The organism is Staphylococcus sp. HMSC071G07, from assembly GCF_001811435.1.
In the GTDB taxonomy this organism is placed as follows: domain Bacteria; phylum Bacillota; class Bacilli; order Staphylococcales; family Staphylococcaceae; genus Staphylococcus; species Staphylococcus pettenkoferi.
This window is the reverse complement of the sequence record NZ_KV804768.1, coordinates 613,238-632,337: the sequence shown is the minus strand read 5'-3', so window position 1 is coordinate 632,337 and position 19,100 is coordinate 613,238. Positions and strand designations below refer to the sequence as shown.

Genomic DNA, 19,100 nt, shown 5'->3' with positions numbered 1-19,100 from the left:
TCAAGCTTTTCAATACAATGATTCGATAACTATAATGAAGCGGTGGGACGTGATGTTCCATCGCTTTTTTACATATGTTGCGTAGTTATAGTCTTAAGGGTAGAAACTCAACTTCAATGCTTCCAACACTTTTACATATTATAAAAGCCCCGCCTTAGTTCAATGACCAAGGTGGGGCAAAGTAGTGTATAAGAATATGAAGTTAATAGCTACGTTGTTGTGTAGCCTTTTTACCATGAAGGACAAAGTAAAGAACTGTCGCAAACACGACGAGTATAGCCATAATCACGTAAAGAGAACGGTAACCAGTCAGCGGAATGATCAAGCCAAGTAATACTGGACCGATACCTGCACCGAAGTCTGTGAACATGTAGAATGTAGAAGTGGCTAAACCAATCTTCTTCTTCGGTGATTGTTGAATGGCGATGGCTTGGGCACTAGGAATAATCGTACCGTAGCCTAAACCGATAAAGATGGCTGAAATAAGAAGCAATACAGCACCATGTGACATTGAAAGTATCAAGAATCCGAGTGCGAAACTGATTAGCACAGGATACATAATCTTATTCTCACCATAAGCGTCATAAATTTTACCTGTCACTGGACGTGTCACGAAAGTGGTGATCGCGTAAACCACGAAGAATAAACCAGAGAATGACGCTAAATCAATGAGTTTAGTATAGATACTTAAATAAGAAAGTACACTTGAATAGGCGATACCGATAAAGACGATAACTGTCGCAATCGGTAAGGCTTCTTTCTGAATAAACTTAGCTAAACCACTCGCAGGAGCAGCTTCTTCCGCTACTTCGTCCTCTTCTTTAGGCACTTTGTTGACTGTAAGCGCAAAGAGTAAAGATACGACAATGACGATGAGACAAACTAAGAAGTTAGATTGGAAACCTAAGTTGCCGCTGATTTCAAGTCCGACGAAAGGTCCCACTGCAGCAGCAATCGTTGTACTTAAGGCATAGTAACCAATGCCTTCACCTTTACGCTCTTCTGGAACGATGGTTGAAGATATCGCACCTGTTGCTGTAGATGAAAAGCCAAATGCGACACCGTGAAGTAAACGCACAATCATAATGATGAGTAAACTATTGATTGTGAAGTACAACGCGACGGTAATGATTGAAAAGATAATACCGCCCAAAAGGAAGTACTTCGGTTGAAATAGATCGATAAATCGACCTGCGACTAAACGCCCGAATAACATACCGATAATAAAAATACCTGCCGCTAAACCGCCCATAGATTCAGAAGCATGGTATTGATGAATAGTGAAATCGGTAATGGTCACGATGAGTGTATAATGAATCATATACATTAAAAAATTGACGAAAGTAATAAAGATAAAGTCCTTCGTCCACAATTTATCATACATAATGATACCGCCCTTTTTCCTTTGAAGTTTCAATATATCTATTATAACTTTAGTGTTGCTTATTGTATAATTAGAATTAGTGATTTTAATATAAGTAACACTAATGTAAATAGGAGGCGAAATGAGACGATGAACTTTGAACAAATGCAGTATGTTAAGACGATTTATGAAACAGAATCTATGATTCGCTCAGCAGAATTACTACATATTAGTCAATCGGCTTTAAGTCAATCTTTAGCGAATTTGGAACATGAACTGGGTTATAAAATATTTAAGCGTTCACGTAAAGGAACATATCCTACTGACATGGGTAACACACTACTTCCATATATTCTGGATATTTATGAAGCGCAACAGAAGTTAGAGACGAAAGTGCGAGCGCTAGATTCTAAATTAACTGGAACGCTCAAGATTGCGACGATTCCTACATTATTTCATCAAATCGTTCCACGTGCGCTTTCTGAGTTCAAGAAAGATTATCCACACATCGAAGTTCAAGTAGAGGAGGATGATCGAGATCATATTCTGCAGCGTGTAGAAAACCAAGAAGTAGATATTGGGTTAGTGGCTAAAAGGGAGAGTGAGACCTTTAAATCCACCATCGTTGATAATGACTTGAATTTAGCTACTGATTTCAAACTCATCGTGCCATTGAAATCGAAATTGTCATTTCAAAGTTCCGTTTCCTTACAACAAATTCAAAACTATCCGTTCGTCTTGTTTGATCGCAATCTTTATCAACACAGTATTAAGCAGTTTGAAGCGCAACATGGACGTCTTCAAATCGTCTTTCGCACGAACAACCCTGGTGTGTTAATACGGACGGTTTCCGAAGGGTTAGGTCTGAGTATTATTTCCAGTCTTATGTTAGAGAACGATCCCTTTGTTGAACAAGATTTAATTGATGTAGTTCCGATGGGCGAACCTTTCAATTATCACGTGTTCTTTACAGCGCTAACACATGCCAATCAGCCTAACGACGCAATTGTAAAGACCTTTATTCAGTATTTAAGACAGTGAGGGTAAGAAGGGCGTAGTTTGAACTATAGTTCGATATGCGTCTGTTTAAACTGAACCTCAGTATGCTACGGATCCGGCTTGAGTATGTGCCAGACAAAAAAGCGACGAGTACCCCGACTATCTGCTTCACGAGGCGCCCGCCATCCTCAAATTACTGAATCTTATGCAAGAAATTCTGGAAATGCACTAAACTATCCAACTGGCGATTACATTTTAGACTGTCATGACAGATGTAGTCGCCTTTCTTCGTATAACGACCATCGCTAGACTGATTCGTCTTACGCATAAAGAGCGACACGTTCGATTCCTTATTACAAATTGAACAGAAACCTTTAACCACTTGTGGTGAAATATCCCCATAGAAACCTTGAAGTTTACCATTTTTATCATAATAGATTATATATTTACGTTGCGAAGCGATATCCGTCCAACCAATATACGTGCTATCGTACAGCACCTCGTCGCTGATCTTCGGCGTCTTCAATTTCTTCACTTTGCGAAAGACCTTTTTAACCTGTTGAGGACTAGGGTGAGTAAAAGGTTTCACGTAGGGCTTCATCTCTGCAAGCAACTTCTCAGCTTTGTAAGTGGAGAGGTCGAGCGTCATGAGTTGGTCAACCCACTTCTCAAGTTCTAACGTTTTCTTTGGAAATAGTGACAGAATATGATCTTGCGTCTCGCTTTGAATAAGACTAATCGTACGTGTATCATTGACCGATTTATAAACGTTAATCAGACGAGCCACGCGATGTTCAATGTCGTGAAATTGATGCGGATAAAGTAAAGACATACGTTTCACCCTTTCTGTTAAAAGTATAGAGATTAATATACGCGCATAAATATTTATAATCATGAGTTATTGTTAATCGAAATCGTGTATCATCACATGAATTTTAGTGTAACATATCAAGGCTTATCGGGGATATAGACGCATTTTAGTAACACAGAACAGGTCATGTATGTACGCTCTATGTATACAAGAAAGCGTTTTTATATTATAATGAAGTTGTTAATAAAAGTTTTGTTCACACCGAGAATACACTACGACGATTGTAATACACACAAGGGGAGAGATATTGATGAAGAAGATTATTATCACAGGTGCCTTAGGACAAATTGGTACTGAGCTCGTAGTTAAATGTAGAGAACTTTATGGAACAGATAACGTATTAGCAACAGACATCAACGAGCCTGAAGAAGGTTCTGAAGTAGCGAAAGGACCTTTCCAAATCCTTGATGTTACAGATAGAGAGAAAATGTTTAAGACAGTTGAAGAATTTGGTGCGGACACAATGATGCACATGGCTGCGTTATTGTCTGCAGTTGCAGAGAAACGCCCAATGTTCGCTTGGGACTTAAACATGGGTGGTTTAATGAACGCTTTAGAAACAGCACGTGAATATGACTTACAATTCTTCACACCAAGCTCTATCGGTTCATTCGGTAACTCCACACCTAAAGTGAACACACCACAAGTAACAATTCAAAGACCTTCAACAATGTACGGTGTCAACAAAGTTGCAGGTGAATTGTTATGCCAATACTACTTTGAAAAATTCGGTGTCGATACACGTAGCGTAAGATTCCCAGGACTTATTTCTTACGTTAAAGAACCAGGTGGCGGTACTACAGACTACGCCGTTGAAATTTACTTCCAAGCTGTGCGCGAAGGTAAATATGCAAGCTTCATCGACAAAGGCACATACATGGACATGATGTTCATGGACGACGCTATCAATGCGATTATCAAATTAATGGAAGCTGACGGCGGCAAACTTATTCACCGCAACGCTTATAACTTAAGCGGTATGAGTATTGAACCAGAAATGGTTAAAGAAGCAATTCAAGAATATTATCCTGACTTCGAATTAACTTATGATGTAGACCCAGACCGTCAAGGCATCGCAGACACTTGGCCAGACAACTTAGATGTGAGCTGTGCACGTGCAGAATGGGGCTTCAATCCTGAGTTCGACTTAGATCGCATGACTAAGACTATGTTAGACGCGATTGAAAAACAAGAAGGCAAACAAAAATAATACTATATAATAGAAGAAACTGAGCACATCAACGGGATGAATAGAGACGAAGGTGTACGTCGTGATCATCTCGACGTGCTCAGTTTTTTTAATAATAGTCACCATAGTCAAATTTATTTGAAATTTTTAGAAAATTATTGAACGGCTCAATGCCGATTGATATAATATGAGATAAAGATGATTAAATTAATAGGGGGAACGCATCATGTCAAATAAAATTGAATTTGTGAAACGTGAACAACTTAAAGAAAAGCCAGATCCAAAGAACTTAGGTTTCGGACAGCACTTCACAGACTATATGCTAAGCTATGATTATGATAAAGATAAAGGTTGGCATGATCTGAAGATTGTACCTTATGGACCAATCGAGATTTCTCCGGCAGCTCAAGGTATACACTATGGTCAATCTGTATTTGAAGGATTAAAAGCTTACAAACATGGTGACGATATCGTATTATTCCGTCCAGATCAGAATTTCAAACGTATTAACAACTCTTTAGAACGTATTAACATGCCTAAGATTGACGAAGAAGAATTATTAGAAGGATTGAAACAACTCGTTGATGTTGAACGTGATTGGGTACCAGAAGGCGAAGGACAATCACTTTATATTCGTCCAGTTGTGTTTGCAACAGAAGGTACTTTAGGCGTTCACGCATCTCATAACTATAAATTACTCATTATCTTATCACCATCTGGTTCATACTATGGTGGAGGTTCACTCAGCCCAACTAAGATTTACGTAGAAGACGAATATGTACGTGCAGTACGAGGCGGAACAGGTTTCGCGAAGACTGCAGGTAACTATGCAGCAAGTTTACTCGCTCAAACACAAGCGAACAAAGAAGGTTGGGACCAAGTCCTTTGGTTAGATGGTGTTGAACGTAAATATGTTGAAGAAGTAGGTAGTATGAACATCTTCTTCGTTATCAATGGTAAACTCGTTACACCGAAATTAGACGGTAGTATCTTACCAGGTATTACACGTAAGTCTATCATCGAATTAGCTAAGAAATTAGGCTACGAAGTTGAAGAACGTCATGTAGCGATTGACGAACTCATCGAACTTCACGACAAAGGTGAATTAGAAGAAGTCTTCGGTGCAGGTACAGCTGCTGTTATTTCACCAGTAGGTAAGTTAAAATACGAAGATCGTGAAATCACTATTAACAACTTCGAAACAGGCGAAATGACTCAAAAACTTTATGACCACTACGTAGGTATTCAAAGTGGTAAGATTGAAGATCCAAACGGTTGGAGAGTCGTTGTACCTAAATACTAAGTTCATTTTGGTGAAATTGTTAAATATTGAATGTTGGTATAAAGGATGCCCCTCACTTTTCAGTATTTGCTGGAGAGTGAGGGGTGTTTGATATCGGTGGGAAATAAAATTTAAATAATATTTAAAGTAGGCGTGGTGAGAAGAAAGTGGTATATTAAAGGTATAACTAAGTGAAAATGATACAAAGTATATCATAAATGAGGATAAATCATGATAAAACGTATATATTTAGAAAATTACAAGTCTTTCAAGCATATTGATGTTGATTTTTTAAGCCCTAAAAAGAGCAACAACATCAACTTAATTTATGGTGAAAACGGTTCTGGGAAGTCTAATATCATCAGTGTATTTAGTTTTATTGTCCATTTACAAGATACCATCATAAGTAATGAGAGATTATTACAGTTTATTGATGAAATGGGGGTTGAAGTCGATCCACGTCGACTCTTAAAGCACTTACCATTTTCAAAAATAACTAATACTATAGAACTCATGGATTCTGAAAACATTGCTTATAGAGGAAATAATGAAAACACTAAAATTGTCTTGGAATTACTAATCAATAATAGAGTAGCTGAATATAGTTTAGTATTAAATGCGTCACAAGGTGTTATTGAAGAAAAGTTATTTTACCTAATTGAGAAAAAGAGAGGAACATTATATCACTTTAAAATAGATGAGAAAGGAGAACCGTTAATACGGCTTTCACCTCATCTTCTGAAAGACGGAGAAGCCAAACAATTAATTGTAAGTGAAATTAAGAAATACTGGGGTAAACATACTTTCTTAGCTATAACAAAATATGCCATGCTAAGTCACCATACTAATTCATCTTATATTAATCGAGCGATTAATAATAATATGAAACTTGTCTTAAATGAAATTGATAACTTGAGTGTAGATTATAAAGGAAATGAATTTAGAATTATTAGAGGAGAGAGCTTAAATCAAATACAAACACATCGTTTAGAATATGGCCAGATTAAGCACAACCAATTTAATGAGAAGAACTTTAAATTGACAGAACATATTCTGAATTATATCTTTACTTCTTTATATACTGATATTAATAAAGTTTATTATCAATTTAAAGAATTAGAAAATACAGAGATAGAGTATGAATTGTATGTAGTAAAGAAATTATATGGTGAATTAGTACCTATTCCGTTCAAAATTGAATCTGCAGGTACTACTCATTTACTACATCTCGTTCCTATGATTATTTCATTAGCTCAAGGTAAGACGGTAGTTGTGGACGAAATCGATTATGAAATCCATGATTTATTAATGAAGGCGTTAATTGAAAGTATATTAGATATAAAATGTGGCCAACTCATAGCTACTACTCATAATACAATGCTATTGCAAAATATTGATAAGAAAAATGTCTATATTATTGATTTAGATAGTGAAGCGAATAAGCAAGTTATTAATTTAGGGGCGACTTCTAAACGTATTCAACCTAATCATAGTATATATAGTCAATATCTGCAGGGACATTTTGGTGGAGTGCCATTTATAGATGATATCGATTTAGAATATATTCAAGAGCTTATTGAAGAAGGTGAATATAATTTAGATGAAAAATAATGAACCTCTTCTACTATCATTTTACAAGGCACGAAATTTGCACTAAGCTAAAGTTGATATAGTACAAACTACACTTCTAGGGAGAGAAAGAGATGACTAGAAATGTAATTGAATGGATTATAGCTATCGTGGTGGGCGTCGTTATCGCAATCTTAATCAGTAAGTTTGTGGTAACGAAATATAATGTCCATGGTTCCTCGATGTATCCGACGTTTAAAGATGGAGATAAACTCATCATCAATCGGATGTCGAAGAACTTGAATACAGTGAAACGCGGTGACGTGGTAATCTTCCACGCGACGCAAAAACGCGATTATATTAAGCGACTCATTGGTAAGCCTGGAGATTCTGTCCGCTATAAGAAAGACCAACTTTACATCAATGGTCATAAAGTGAAGGAGCCTTACTTGAAGTCGAATAAAGAAGCGACGACACAACGTTATCTGACTGAAGATACGGATGTGTCGAAGATGAAACATTCAGGCGGTAAGAAACGAGTACCTAAAGGCAAGTATCTCGTGCTCGGTGACAACCGCGAAGTCAGTATCGATAGTCGTCGAGAACTTGGTCTAGTGAATAAAGATCGAATGGTCGGTAAGACCATGGTGCGTTGGGCGCCATTGAGTGAAATGCGCTTTAAGTTCTACCCTCATAGCTTTGATGAGGTCAATTAATCATAATAGTGCCTTAGCGTTAATTTACTACAAGAATGAGAAGAATTAAGCGTGAGTACGGCGTTAATTAATTTTTGAAACGAAGCTAGTTAATCGCTTATGAGGACAAGGTGAGTTAGTGACTTTCGCGAGTACTGTTGATTGGTTTGACTAGGATAGTTAGTTGCTAGAACAAAACTCATTCAATTTAATAATGAAGAAACGAAGCTCTAAGATATGTAATTAGTGTATGGCAAAGGCAGCGTAACTCAGTTAGTGCGCGGTTTAGCACATTTACATAATCTTAGAGCTTTTTTACTATTTAAATTAAATAATATTGATATAATAAGAGTAAGTAAGATTCAATTTGGAGTGCATAGTGATGATTCAATGGATATTGTTTGATAAAGATGGTACGCTCATTTATTTTGACCAAAGCTGGACGCGCATCGGTATTCAACTCGTAGATGATTTTATAGAACGTTATCGTGAGTCGATTGCAGATGTCGAGCAAGCTTACAAAGATTTAGGTGTTGTCGATAGAGACATCCTACCTGGGACGGTCATGGCTTCAGGCTCATTAGAAGAGATGATTACTCATTTTAACCAAATCGCTAACCGCGATGTTTCAGATTGGGTGAAAGAACGTAGCCAGACACTGATCGATCAACGTGAGCCGGACAATGAGTGGGTTGACGGCGTTTACGAAATGCTTGAAACACTGCAGCAACGTGGGTATAAGCTCGCGATCGTGACGAGCGACACACGTAAAGGTACGGAGCAATTCCTAGAAGCGACGGATTCCGAACATCTCTTCGACGTGATTATTTCTACAGAGGCGCATGCAGTAGAGAAACCGAATCCTGAGGTCTTGAAGCCGTTGTTTGAGCAATACGAGGTCCAACCGGAAGAAATCATGATGGTCGGTGACACGCCAAACGATATTCAAACAGCAGTGAACACGCAACTAGGCTATAGTGTAGCTGTGTTAACAGGTGTTGGAGAGAAAGAGAGTTTCACCCATGCAGACCGTGTTGTAGACGATGCCACTGCAGTTCTTGATATATTAAATGACATATAATTTGAGGTGATGACGATGATCATTGATGGTCTTTACGCTGAGTATCACGGATTAACGTTCAAAGTAGTGAAACCTATGGGCAACGAACTCTTGCTTGTTACTGAAGAAGATTATGCTGAGGATTTAGGATTTACAGCAGATATATCGGATGCGTCTTCTCACACGCTTTATTTTAAAACGGTAGCGAAGGATGATGTCGATCGTCTCTACGACTTGACGCATGAAGCGAGATACGAAGGTTCAATCTTTGATTTGTTTCAAGATGACGAAGGTTACAACTATATTGGTACCGATAATCAAGATAAAGCGTTGTCCTTTGGCTTGGAGCCGGTCAAAGATTTGCCCGTTGATGGGTATTATAGTAAAAGGGTTACAGACGACGAAATTGAGAAGATCGTTTATCGTAAAGATGTAGAGTAAGATGAAGAAGCGGTATGAAGGTGCGCATTGTGCTAGAGCGATGTTGCGTTAGTCAGATGATGAGGTTTGTTTCTTATGCTAGATGTAAGAGGCAAACCTCTTTATTGTTTTTGAGCGATAGAGAAGGCTTATGAGACGCTTACATATGAGACATTTTTGAAGGTAAGTAGAGCGATATTAATGACACTTTCCAATGATAACGAAGCGATGTAAATGCAGTATAAGTTAGTTCTTTTGAGTTATTGCTCAGATATGCTACCTAGATTATGAGACACTATTTTCTATAATTAATAATGTATAGAATACCGTGAATTAAAGATTGTATTTAGCTACTTTATCTAGTATAATTGATAACGATTATCAATGGAGGGTTTGTATTGAAGTACGTATTAATTACAATTGGGGTGTTGTTCACGATAATTGGCTTTATCGGAGCCGTAGTGCCTTTACTACCGACGACGCCTTTCTTGTTGGTAGCTGTGATTTGCTTTTCAAACAGCTCAGATAGATTTAAGAATTGGTTAGTGAATACTAAGATTTATATTAACTTTGTGGAAAGTTTCAAGAATGAGAGAGGCTATACTTTGAAGAATAAGTTCAAGTTACTAGCTAGTCTCTACATCGTGGTAGGATTCTCAATTTATATGATTGATCATACTTGGATTAGAGCAGGTTTAGTCGTTATGGTGCTTATTCAAACGATTGTGCTATTCACTTTTGTAAAAACACTTCCACAAGAAGCGAAGGAGAGATAACATCATGTTTATGGCTGAGAATTGTTTAACTTTAGAAAAAGGTAGCGCAGATGAAACAGTTAAGCGTTTCTATAATCGACAAGGTATCGAGAATATTCAAGGATTCCAAGATATGTTCGTCACGACCACGAATAATTTGGAAGACTTTGATGAAGTCAAGATCTTAACGATATGGGAGTCTGAACAGTCATTTAAAGATTGGTTGCAATCAGATGAGTTTAAGGAAGCACATAAAAATGTGAAACAACATAAAGAAGATAGTGCGAGTCCGATATTGAAAAACAGTGTTTCTACTTATTCTATCGCATATCACTATGGTAAGAATGCATAAATTGAATATAAAGTGATTGAAAGGCTTGTTTCCTAATGTTTGAGGAGATGAGCTTTTTTAGCGTGTTGGGATTAGAGTAAATACCTTTTACAAATAGAAAGCCGCTAAGCTAGACTCTTTGTCTAACTTAGCGACTTTATTAGCAGTGCGTAAAGTATATTCGATAGAATGTAGCGATTTATACCTTGGAATTGTTATTATTTTTCAGTGTTACGTCTTCTGAATAATAATGCAAGACCTGCAATTAACATTGCTGAAGAAGTAGCAAGTGGTACAGTCATGTCAGAACCACCAGATTCAGGTAATTCATCTGCTTCATTATCTTCTTTAGATTGAGTACCTTGGTCTTCGCCTTGTTCAGAAGTACCTTGTGATTCTTCGCCTTCTGCCATACCATTGTCAGTCATACCATTTGTGCCTTGAGCGTCCATAGCGCCTTCTTCGCCCATAGCACCTTCGTTAGTCATAGCGTTTGCAGTGCTTTGTTGAACAACATTACCTTGAGCATCAGTAACAGTCGTATTACCTTGAGCGTCAGTATAAGTAGTGTTACCTTCTACGTCAGTATAAGTAGTATTACCTTCTACATCAGTAACAGTAGTATTACCTTCAGCATCAGTAGTTGCATCGTTTGAACCATTAGATGCATCAGTACCTTGGTTATCTTCTGTAGCTGGTTCGTCAGCTAAAGGATCTTGGCTTTGGTCGCCAGGAGTAGGGTCTACTTCTTCGCTACCGTCAGCTAAAGGATCTTGACTTTGGTCACCAGGAGTAGGATCTTCTTCATTATTACCACCATACTCTAAAGGACTAGTACCTTGGTCACCAGGAGTAGGGTTCATTTCATGACTACCGTCATACTCTAAAGGACTAGTACCTTGGTCGCCAGGAGTAGGGTTCATTTCATGATTGCCATCATATTCTAAAGGACTAGTACCTTGATCACCAGCTGTTGGATTAGATTCATTGCTAGTGTCATATAATGGATCCATGTTTTGGTTACCTGGAGTAGGTTCCATTTCATTCTTACCATCATAAGTGTTAGTGATTGTGTTTGGATCTTTATTGTCGATTTCTGCATTATGTTCACTTGTTGGTGCGTAAGGATCTACACCATCTGATGAAGTGTTTCCGTTGTTTGCAGGTGTTGTTGCGGCTGGAAGAGAACCATCAGCGCCTGGGTTATCTTGATCGACTACGAGGTCAGTATCTTCTGTGTCAGTTTCTGCTGCATCTGCAGAGTGGCTAACGCCTAAGAATAGTAGAGATGTTAAAAGGGCTGAGCCCACACCTACTGAGAACTTTCTAATTCCAAATTTGTCTTTCTTAGTGAATTGATTATTGTTCATCATTTCATCCCCTTTATAAATAAGAAGTATTTAATTAACAATCCCAAATAGTAAATAAACCTTAAACTATTATCTATTTGTAATTCCCATCATAGCACTAGATATAAATATATTTATATGCTTTATATACTTAATTATTTACGCATATTTTCTAGTAGTATTTAAAATGTAAGTCAACTATCTGAAAAATCATCGATTATTTACAATATCGCCATATATTTTCAATACAGTGAAAAAGCACTCAAAAAGTTGACTTTCTATTATATTTATGTCGCTTTAATAGAAAAATATTTATTTGGTAAATGATACTTTATATCTGTACAAATAGTAAAAAAACAAGATAAAATTTTGTAAGGTTAGTTACAAAATTATAAGGTATCTACACTAAGATGAAAATAATTGAAACAATGGAATACAACACTTTTTAAGGAAGTTGTTGTATTAAGGGAATATGTGGAGGGGATGACGTGTTTCCGTCAATTTATTACTTACCGGAAGCAATGCAACAACCTCAGCGATGCTACGATGGTATGATGATTGTCACAGCTATCAAAGGGAGTTTGAATATTCAGGTTGAGGGAGAAACGCTGAATAATTTAGCTATCCATGTCGTCAACGAGGGAGAGTTATTTAAAGTGAACAGTAGTGGAATTATTATATTCTATATACCGAGTCACTATTGGAGCATAAGAGAACAATCGATCTTTGATGCTCATTACACTATTGAATCCCAACACCAAGAGGGATTAATTACAGATTTAAATACTTTATTCAATCATTTGCGTGATCAAGCGAAAGCGTTAGACATAGATGCGTTGGTAGGCCAGATTATGAAACGACTGACATTAATTGAAACACCTACATATCAACATTCGAATGATTTAATCACCCGTATATTGAATTATGTGAAAGAGAATTTGCATCATAAGATTACGTTAGATGAATTGGGGCAACAATTTTACGTTTCACCGTCGTATGTCTCCAATTTGTTTAAAAGACATTTAGCTATCAAATTTAATGAGTATGTCAGTTCGTTACGTGTAGCTAAGACGATAGAAGATCTTGTCGTTGAACACTATAGCGTCGAACAAATAGCGAATCGCTGGGGTTATTCGAGCGCGACGAAATACATTACGCATTTTAAGACCTATATGCATACGACACCTAAAAAGTACACTATGAAAGAATCGACAGCGCATCAGTTCAAGATTCCGCATGCGATTGAAGATTTGCGAATCATTAACAATCTGAAGTTTCGAAGAGCGAAGCAGACACATCAACAAAGTATTGTGATAGATGATGATTGTATCGATGACGACCATTTATCTTACTTTAACTTGATTAATATTGGTGGCTTTGACGACCTGGATGGCATATTGGATGAACAGATTTATACGTATAAGAATTATACGGCGCATCGATTATCTGCTTTCGTCTACATTAGTCAAACAGCGCCTAACGCGCAACGTATGATACAAGGGATTAAGCGTTTGTTGAAGGGTAAAGTACCTTTCGCTCTGCATATTGAGAGCGTAGAGGAATACCGTATCGTGGAGGAGACGATTAGAGACTTTAGAATTCTAGAGCTTGAGACGACTTCAGGAGATAGTTTGAAGTCACTTAAGGTGTTACTGTTGCTAGATTGGAAGTTGAAATATTTAGATTCCATCGAGCAATTTAATTCAGAAATATTCGGTATTCAAATATTGACTGCCATTGATTTAACAGATGTCTATCTTTTTGGTCATCAACAACAATTAAAACAACTTTCTTGCTTGAAGACAGATTACTACACATTGGATTTAAAACGTTTAAATAAGAAACAAATCATTACTGAAACGGAATCTTTAGCATTTTTAAACCACCTCAAACAATTCCTCAGTTCGATTGAGCTTCCTAAAAGTATTATCTTTCTGAATCAAGAAGCGATTAAGCACGAGAAAGTGAATGCGATTGCAAATTATATACAAAAGGTCGTTGCATTAAGACAGCATCTTGCAGGGGTGAGTGTCTATTTCTCTTATCGACAAGAGAATCAAAGCGATCTGGCCATATTTAATGATTACGAGACGAAGACGGTGTATACGTTTATGAGTTATATGCTCGCTAACTTCAGAGAAACAGCGAGTTATTATGGAGATCATTATATCCTAACGAAGAAGAACTATGCTTATAACATTCTGTTGTATAATCCTTCTCCGGTGTCTACATCTGCTTCTAGTTATGATGAAACGTTATACGCTTTGCATATGAGTGATGCAGCACAACAGCAGAGCTATATCGTGTCTACTGAGACGATTACGGATGTAGAGAAAGGCTGCTTAAACTCGATTATTTCGGATAATATCTCGTCAGGCCAGCAACTTCCGACGCATTTAAAGTATAAATTGAACAAGTACAATAGACCGAAACTGACGGTGGACTCTCACGACTTTCAACATGAACCTTATATGGTTAAAGCGAAAGCCAATGCAGTGACCTTAGTCACCATTTATTTGTAGTTTGCTTTTTGTGTAGTTGGGAAAATGAGCAGGTAAGTGAGAGTATTGAAAGCACGTCACTATGAAAATGGAAAAGAGATGAATATCGAAAAATATTCACTTTTTCGGTGAAACTTATAGTATGATATAAAGTGTAGTACTATACCAGACAACAAACATCAGAAAGAAGGTAACTTGCATGAAGAGAATTACTTTATTGATATTAGGTTTAATTACATTGAGTTCAGCTTGGTCTACACTGAAGATGATCGCAGCTTTATTTATCACGAAACATGCGATAACGGTAAGTTATTCACCTCTACCATTTTCATTGGATAACCCACATAAGTTGATTATCTTTGTGTCGATTATCATTTATATTATTTTAACGTTAATTTTAGCTGCAGTGACAGCACATTATGCGAAAAGTAGACGTTAAATGTGTAGGAAAGTAATAAATTATGGTAGTATTTTTGATCAATTTACTACCGCATTATTACAAACAAGCCCATTTCTATTCAAAGGTGATAGAAATGGGCTTGTTGATGTTGAACTTTCCTTTTACCTAACACAAAAGTCATAGATTAGCGAGGATCAACTTGGCGATGGGTATCAATCACGTGTTTAATCTTCTTAATGACAGGGTCTAATGACGCGGGATCTTCAAATAAATCATACTCATTAATATTCACGCGAACGACTGGGCATGCCTTGAAGTTATCAATCCATGCTTCGTAACGGTCGTAAAGTTTCTTCCAATACTCAGGGTCTGTGTTGATTTCCATATCGCGACCGCGACGACGAATGCGCTCAATCACCTCATCGTAATCACATTCGAGGAAGATGAGAACATCTGGTTGCGGGAAGTACGGCGTCATCACCATCGCGTCAAAGAGTTCGGAATAAGTGTTGTAGTCCGCTTGGCTCATCGTACCTTGCTCCTCATGCATCTTCGCGAAGATGTCCACATCCTCGTAAATTGAGCGGTCTTGGACGAAACCGCCACCGTATTCAAACATGCGTTTCTGCTCTTTGAAACGTTCTGCTAGGAAATAAATTTGCAGGTGAAAGCTCCAACGTTCAAAGTCCTTGTAGAAATCATCGAGATAGGGATTGTGCTCGACGTTCTCGAAAGAAGTGCGGAAATTTAAACGGTCAGCTAGGCCTTGTGTAAGTGTAGACTTCCCTACACCCACCGTTCCCGCTATCGTAATTACTGCATCTTGAGGAATACCGTAGTCATTCATCAATGTGTGCCTCCAATCATCGGTTCAAGTAAGTTTAAAATGTAAGAATAATCTTCTTCATTATTCACGAAATCGAGATGTGTTGTATCTATATAAATGACATTGACGCCATTTTGTTCTAAAGAAGTATAGAATCTGCGATAATCACTTTTCAACTGAGTGAGATAGTCATCTTCTATTTGGGTTTCGAAACTGCGATTACGATGTCTAATACGCGCTTTGAGTACTGCAAGATCTGCATCTAGAAAGATGACAGTATCTGGCATGATTAAGTCTTCTGTGAGTATATCGTAGATTCTTGAGAATTTATCAAATTCGGTTGCCGTTAACGTATTATGCGCAAAGATTTTATTTTTATAAATGTGATAATCGCTCACAACGTTGTTCTCGCTCTTGGCAAGGTCTTGAAATTGTTTGTAGCGATTACAAAGAAAGAACATTTCAGTTTGAAAGCTCCACTTAGAAATATCATCGTAGAAATCTGAGAGGAAAGGATTGTCGTCAACGATTTCTTGTTCTTCTTGATAACCAAGGGTTTGGCTCAGTTTGTGTGCTAAAGAGGATTTCCCTACACCAATGGGTCCTTCGATAGCTATAAAAGTCTTTTTCATCTTTATCGCTCCAATGCTAAAATAGACAGTAGTTATTTTATCACATCAGAGGTGAATCAGACAGATGACGTTAGATGAATATTATATGACGCTGGCGATTGAAGAGGCGAAAAAGGCAGAACGTATTGGAGAGGTCCCAATAGGCGCGGTCATTGTCTATCAAGATACTGTCATCGCACGTGCGCATAATTTGCGTGAATCAAGTCAAGATCCTACTGCGCATGCCGAACATCTTGCTATTACACGGGCTGCGGAGGTCATGGGAAGTTGGCGCCTAGAGGATTGTCAGTTATATATCACGTTGGAACCGTGTGTGATGTGTTCAGGTGCTATCGTGATGAGCCGTATTCCGACCGTGGTCTATGGCGCTACCGATCCGAAAGGCGGATGTGCTGGAAGCCTGATGAATTTAGTTCAGGAACCGCGTTTTAACCACCGTGTAGAACTACGTACAGGTGTACTAGAAGGTCAATGCGGTGAGTTGTTGCGTCAGTTCTTTCGTCAGATGAGACAGCGTAAAAAGTCAGTGAAAATCATACGAACAGACGAGCATACATAACGACGTTTAAATGGTAGAATGAGAATATGCTGCTTAAATGTGACAACTATTTAACATCTTGATCATATAAACGGCGTAATCTTAAAGAGAGAGGAACGAAGAGATAGAATGATTAAGCTCATAGCATCAGATATGGATGGTACTTTGTTAAATGCATCACATGAAATATCGGAGAAGAATGCCGAAGCAATTCGCTATGCGCAGTCTTTGGGCATCACTGTCATTATTGCGACCGGCCGTGCTTTCTATGAAGCGAGCACACCTGTAGAGCATAGCGGTTTGAAGGTCCCTTACATTTGTTTGAACGGGGCAGAAGTACGCGATGAATCTTTTAACATTATCAGCACTTCTAATCTCAATCATGAGTTAGTGCAACGTATTACGACTGAACTCGATAATGAAGATGTGTATTATCAAATTTACACGAATAGAGGGATTTATACTGAGAATCCTGATCGAGATTTAGAGATTTACGTAGATATTGCTGAACGCGCGGGTCAACAAGCCGATGTTGAGAAGATTAAGCATGCGATTCAAGATCGTATTGACAATGGTTCGCTGAAAGTCGTAGAAGATTACAGTAAGATTGAGTCTGTGCCAGGCGAATTGATCATGAAGGTACTCGCGTTTGATAGTGATTTAGAAAAGATTGATCGTGTAAGTAAGCGTTTATCTGAATCGAATCATTTGGCTATTTCGTCCTCATCTCGAGGTAATATTGAGATTACGCATAGTGACGCTCAGAAAGGAATTGCACTAGAAAGCATTGCTGAGAAACTGGGCGTGGATATGGATGAAGTCATGGCAATCGGTGATAACTTGAATGACGTTTCAATGTTATCACGCGTAGGTTATCCTGTGGCGATGGAGAACGCGACAGACGAAGTGAAAGCTGTGGCAAACTATATCACAGAATCGAACGAACAAGATGGCGTAGGTAACGCGATTATCAAATATTTAGATGAACACAATTACGAGTAATATGAGGTGATTATAGATGAAAGGATTAATTATCGTAGGAAGTGCAAAAGTCGGTTCACATACCGCTGCTTTAGCTAAATACTTAAAAGGACAATTTGAAGATCATGAATTTGATGTGGAAATCTTTGATTTAGCAGATCGTCCAATTCATCAACTTGATGTTTCAGGGGCTTCTGAACCATCAGAAACATATAAAGCAAACATGAAAGATTTACAGACGAAAGCACGTGAAGCGGACTTCTTTGTACTTGGCAGTCCAAACTATCATGGTTCTTACTCTGGTATATTGAAAAACGCGTTAGACCACTTAACGATGGATGACTTCAAGATGAAACCTGTAGGCCTCGTAGGTAATAGTGGAGGTATAGTGAGTGCAGAACCACTTTCTCATTTAAGATTGATCGTGCGTACGTTATTAGGTATTGCAGTGCCAACACAAATTGCGACACATGATTCTGATTATAACAAGCTTGATGATGGTACGTATTATCTTGCGAATGAAGAATTCCAACTTCGTGCGCGTTTATTTGTTGATCAAATCGTGTCGTTTGCGAAGAATAGTCCTTATGAACACTTGAAATAAAGTGAGATGTGTAAGTGGGAGTTTGGAGTTTCTAACTCAGTTCAAGTAAATATGTAATAATAGAAACCGATCCACAGGGAATGCGAGAGTGGATCGGTTTTTATTCGTGTAGTGTTTATGATTAGTGTTGATTTCAAGTGATGACGCTCGTCACCTTAGGTTGGAGGCTAAATCATCATTAGATTTAGATTTCTGTATCTACGATAAGTGAAACGATGTTGTGATATTCTGCAAGTGCCTCTGCTACTTTAGTTAAATTGATATCGTACAAGAAGATGCGGCGTTCATCTTTCGTATCTCTTTGTTTTTTGAAATATCCCTTTTTAATCAAGTCATTGAGTTGTGCTGAAATTGGTGCATTGCCGTTATGCAAATGCTTTTTTAGCTCGATAACATCTAATTTTTCAGAGTTGAGCTCATGAATTTTTTGTAATAAGATGACCTCAGTGAGCGACAACTTTAAAATATTTTTGATTTCCTTTTTAATGGTATTACGCTTTTCCTCGTAAACGATCATGTCCATTTCATTCACCTCAAATAGTATTTAAAATGTTAAACAATTCCCCAATTTGTAAAGCCTATGCGTGTGATAGACGTATGTAGTAGCGATTAATTATTCATATATTGTCATTAATCATTTTGACCATAAAATCATTGTGAGACTAAAATTATTTTAATAAGTAAGAATTTTCTAAAGAATTAACTGCTAAAATGATCCCCAAAATCACTTTGTGC

20 protein-coding genes are annotated in these 19,100 nt (G+C 37.7%); 14 read left to right on the top strand and 6 right to left on the bottom strand.

The genetic code is table 11. The features are described 5' to 3' along the window. Nucleotides 1-202: 202 nt before the first annotated feature. On the bottom strand, nt 203-1,384 hold the full coding sequence (locus tag HMPREF2802_RS07435) for an MFS transporter (RefSeq protein WP_070503359.1): 1,182 nt from the start codon (nt 1,382-1,384) through the stop codon (nt 203-205). A 129-nt stretch (nt 1,385-1,513) separates the two neighbouring features. Between HMPREF2802_RS07435 and HMPREF2802_RS07430 the strand changes: the two genes are divergently transcribed. Continuing rightward, nucleotides 1,514-2,404 (top strand): LysR family transcriptional regulator, encoded by an 891-nt coding sequence (locus HMPREF2802_RS07430; RefSeq protein ID WP_049408587.1) that lies wholly within the window; start codon nt 1,514-1,516, stop codon nt 2,402-2,404. A 151-nt stretch (nt 2,405-2,555) separates the two neighbouring features. On the opposite strand, the gene HMPREF2802_RS07425 is transcribed toward HMPREF2802_RS07430, so the two are convergent. Further along, on the bottom strand, nt 2,556-3,194 hold the full coding sequence (locus HMPREF2802_RS07425) for a FusB/FusC family EF-G-binding protein (RefSeq protein ID WP_070503357.1): 639 nt from the start codon (nt 3,192-3,194) through the stop codon (nt 2,556-2,558). A 289-nt stretch (nt 3,195-3,483) separates the two neighbouring features. Between HMPREF2802_RS07425 and HMPREF2802_RS07420 the strand changes: the two genes are divergently transcribed. The 8 genes from HMPREF2802_RS07420 (at nt 3,484) to HMPREF2802_RS07385 (ending at nt 10,555) form a co-directional block, all read left to right on the top strand. Next, nucleotides 3,484-4,443 carry an NAD-dependent epimerase/dehydratase family protein gene (locus HMPREF2802_RS07420; protein ID WP_002471166.1) on the top strand — a complete coding sequence of 320 codons (960 nt, stop codon included), beginning with the start codon at nt 3,484-3,486 and terminating at the stop codon, nt 4,441-4,443. A 205-nt stretch (nt 4,444-4,648) separates the two neighbouring features. Beyond that, on the top strand, nt 4,649-5,725 hold the full coding sequence (locus HMPREF2802_RS07415; protein WP_002471161.1) for a branched-chain amino acid aminotransferase: 1,077 nt from the start codon (nt 4,649-4,651) through the stop codon (nt 5,723-5,725). A gap of 210 nt (nt 5,726-5,935) precedes the next feature. Continuing rightward, on the top strand, nt 5,936-7,315 hold the full coding sequence (locus tag HMPREF2802_RS07410) for an AAA family ATPase (RefSeq protein ID WP_070503355.1): 1,380 nt from the start codon (nt 5,936-5,938) through the stop codon (nt 7,313-7,315). 92 nt (nt 7,316-7,407) lie between these two features. After that, nucleotides 7,408-7,989 carry a signal peptidase I gene (gene lepB / locus HMPREF2802_RS07405; protein WP_070503353.1) on the top strand — a complete coding sequence of 194 codons (582 nt, stop codon included), beginning with the start codon at nt 7,408-7,410 and terminating at the stop codon, nt 7,987-7,989. A 364-nt stretch (nt 7,990-8,353) separates the two neighbouring features. Next, the gene (locus HMPREF2802_RS07400; RefSeq protein ID WP_070503432.1) at nt 8,354-9,049 is read left to right on the top strand and encodes an HAD family hydrolase; all 696 of its coding nucleotides are present in this window, start codon (nt 8,354-8,356) and stop codon (nt 9,047-9,049) included. A 15-nt stretch (nt 9,050-9,064) separates the two neighbouring features. Next, nucleotides 9,065-9,469: a hypothetical protein gene (locus HMPREF2802_RS07395; RefSeq protein ID WP_176744784.1), complete on the top strand. Its 405-nt coding sequence runs from the start codon at nt 9,065-9,067 to the stop codon at nt 9,467-9,469. Between the two features lie 377 nt (nt 9,470-9,846). Then, a complete protein-coding gene (locus tag HMPREF2802_RS07390; protein ID WP_049405827.1) occupies nt 9,847-10,224 on the top strand; it encodes a YbaN family protein in 378 nt (125 codons plus the stop codon). Nucleotides 10,225-10,228: 4 nt separating this feature from the next. Further along, the gene (locus HMPREF2802_RS07385) at nt 10,229-10,555 is read left to right on the top strand and encodes an antibiotic biosynthesis monooxygenase (RefSeq protein WP_070503351.1); all 327 of its coding nucleotides are present in this window, start codon (nt 10,229-10,231) and stop codon (nt 10,553-10,555) included. A gap of 197 nt (nt 10,556-10,752) precedes the next feature. Here the strand turns inward: HMPREF2802_RS07385 and HMPREF2802_RS07380 are convergent, their stop codons facing one another. After that, nucleotides 10,753-11,904 (bottom strand): YSIRK-type signal peptide-containing protein, encoded by a 1,152-nt coding sequence (locus HMPREF2802_RS07380; RefSeq protein ID WP_070503349.1) that lies wholly within the window; start codon nt 11,902-11,904, stop codon nt 10,753-10,755. A 467-nt stretch (nt 11,905-12,371) separates the two neighbouring features. On the opposite strand from HMPREF2802_RS07380, the gene HMPREF2802_RS07375 reads away from it, so the two are divergent. Together HMPREF2802_RS07375 and HMPREF2802_RS07370 are read left to right on the top strand one after the other, a co-directional pair. Further along, nucleotides 12,372-14,405 carry a helix-turn-helix transcriptional regulator gene (locus HMPREF2802_RS07375; RefSeq protein ID WP_070503347.1) on the top strand — a complete coding sequence of 678 codons (2,034 nt, stop codon included), beginning with the start codon at nt 12,372-12,374 and terminating at the stop codon, nt 14,403-14,405. A 178-nt stretch (nt 14,406-14,583) separates the two neighbouring features. Next, nucleotides 14,584-14,823 carry a hypothetical protein gene (locus HMPREF2802_RS07370; RefSeq protein WP_049409094.1) on the top strand — a complete coding sequence of 80 codons (240 nt, stop codon included), beginning with the start codon at nt 14,584-14,586 and terminating at the stop codon, nt 14,821-14,823. A 145-nt stretch (nt 14,824-14,968) separates the two neighbouring features. On the opposite strand, the gene HMPREF2802_RS07365 is transcribed toward HMPREF2802_RS07370, so the two are convergent. Both HMPREF2802_RS07365 and HMPREF2802_RS07360 read right to left on the bottom strand, forming a co-directional pair. Then, nucleotides 14,969-15,631, bottom strand: a complete 663-nt coding sequence (locus tag HMPREF2802_RS07365) for a deoxynucleoside kinase (RefSeq protein WP_049405929.1) — start codon at nt 15,629-15,631, stop codon at nt 14,969-14,971. Further along, entirely contained in the window at nt 15,631-16,242 is a 612-nt protein-coding gene (locus tag HMPREF2802_RS07360) for a deoxynucleoside kinase (RefSeq protein ID WP_070503345.1), read from the bottom strand. The genes HMPREF2802_RS07365 and HMPREF2802_RS07360 overlap by 1 nt, the downstream gene beginning before the upstream one ends. Nucleotides 16,243-16,306: 64 nt before the next feature. Here HMPREF2802_RS07360 and tadA point away from each other — a divergent pair, with 64 nt between their 5' ends. From tadA to HMPREF2802_RS07345, 3 genes are all read left to right on the top strand, one after another. Continuing rightward, a complete protein-coding gene (tadA, locus tag HMPREF2802_RS07355) occupies nt 16,307-16,801 on the top strand; it encodes a tRNA adenosine(34) deaminase TadA (RefSeq protein ID WP_070503343.1) in 495 nt (164 codons plus the stop codon). Nucleotides 16,802-16,909: 108 nt separating this feature from the next. Next, nucleotides 16,910-17,782, top strand: a complete 873-nt coding sequence (locus HMPREF2802_RS07350; protein ID WP_002471175.1) for a Cof-type HAD-IIB family hydrolase — start codon at nt 16,910-16,912, stop codon at nt 17,780-17,782. A gap of 16 nt (nt 17,783-17,798) precedes the next feature. Continuing rightward, nucleotides 17,799-18,365, top strand: coding sequence for an NADPH-dependent FMN reductase (locus HMPREF2802_RS07345; RefSeq protein ID WP_049405936.1), 567 nt, complete (start codon nt 17,799-17,801; stop codon nt 18,363-18,365). A gap of 184 nt (nt 18,366-18,549) precedes the next feature. Here HMPREF2802_RS07345 and HMPREF2802_RS07340 read toward each other — a convergent pair whose 3' ends face one another. Further along, nucleotides 18,550-18,888 carry a transcriptional regulator, SarA/Rot family gene (locus tag HMPREF2802_RS07340; protein ID WP_040806096.1) on the bottom strand — a complete coding sequence of 113 codons (339 nt, stop codon included), beginning with the start codon at nt 18,886-18,888 and terminating at the stop codon, nt 18,550-18,552. Nucleotides 18,889-19,100: the final 212 nt, after the last annotated feature.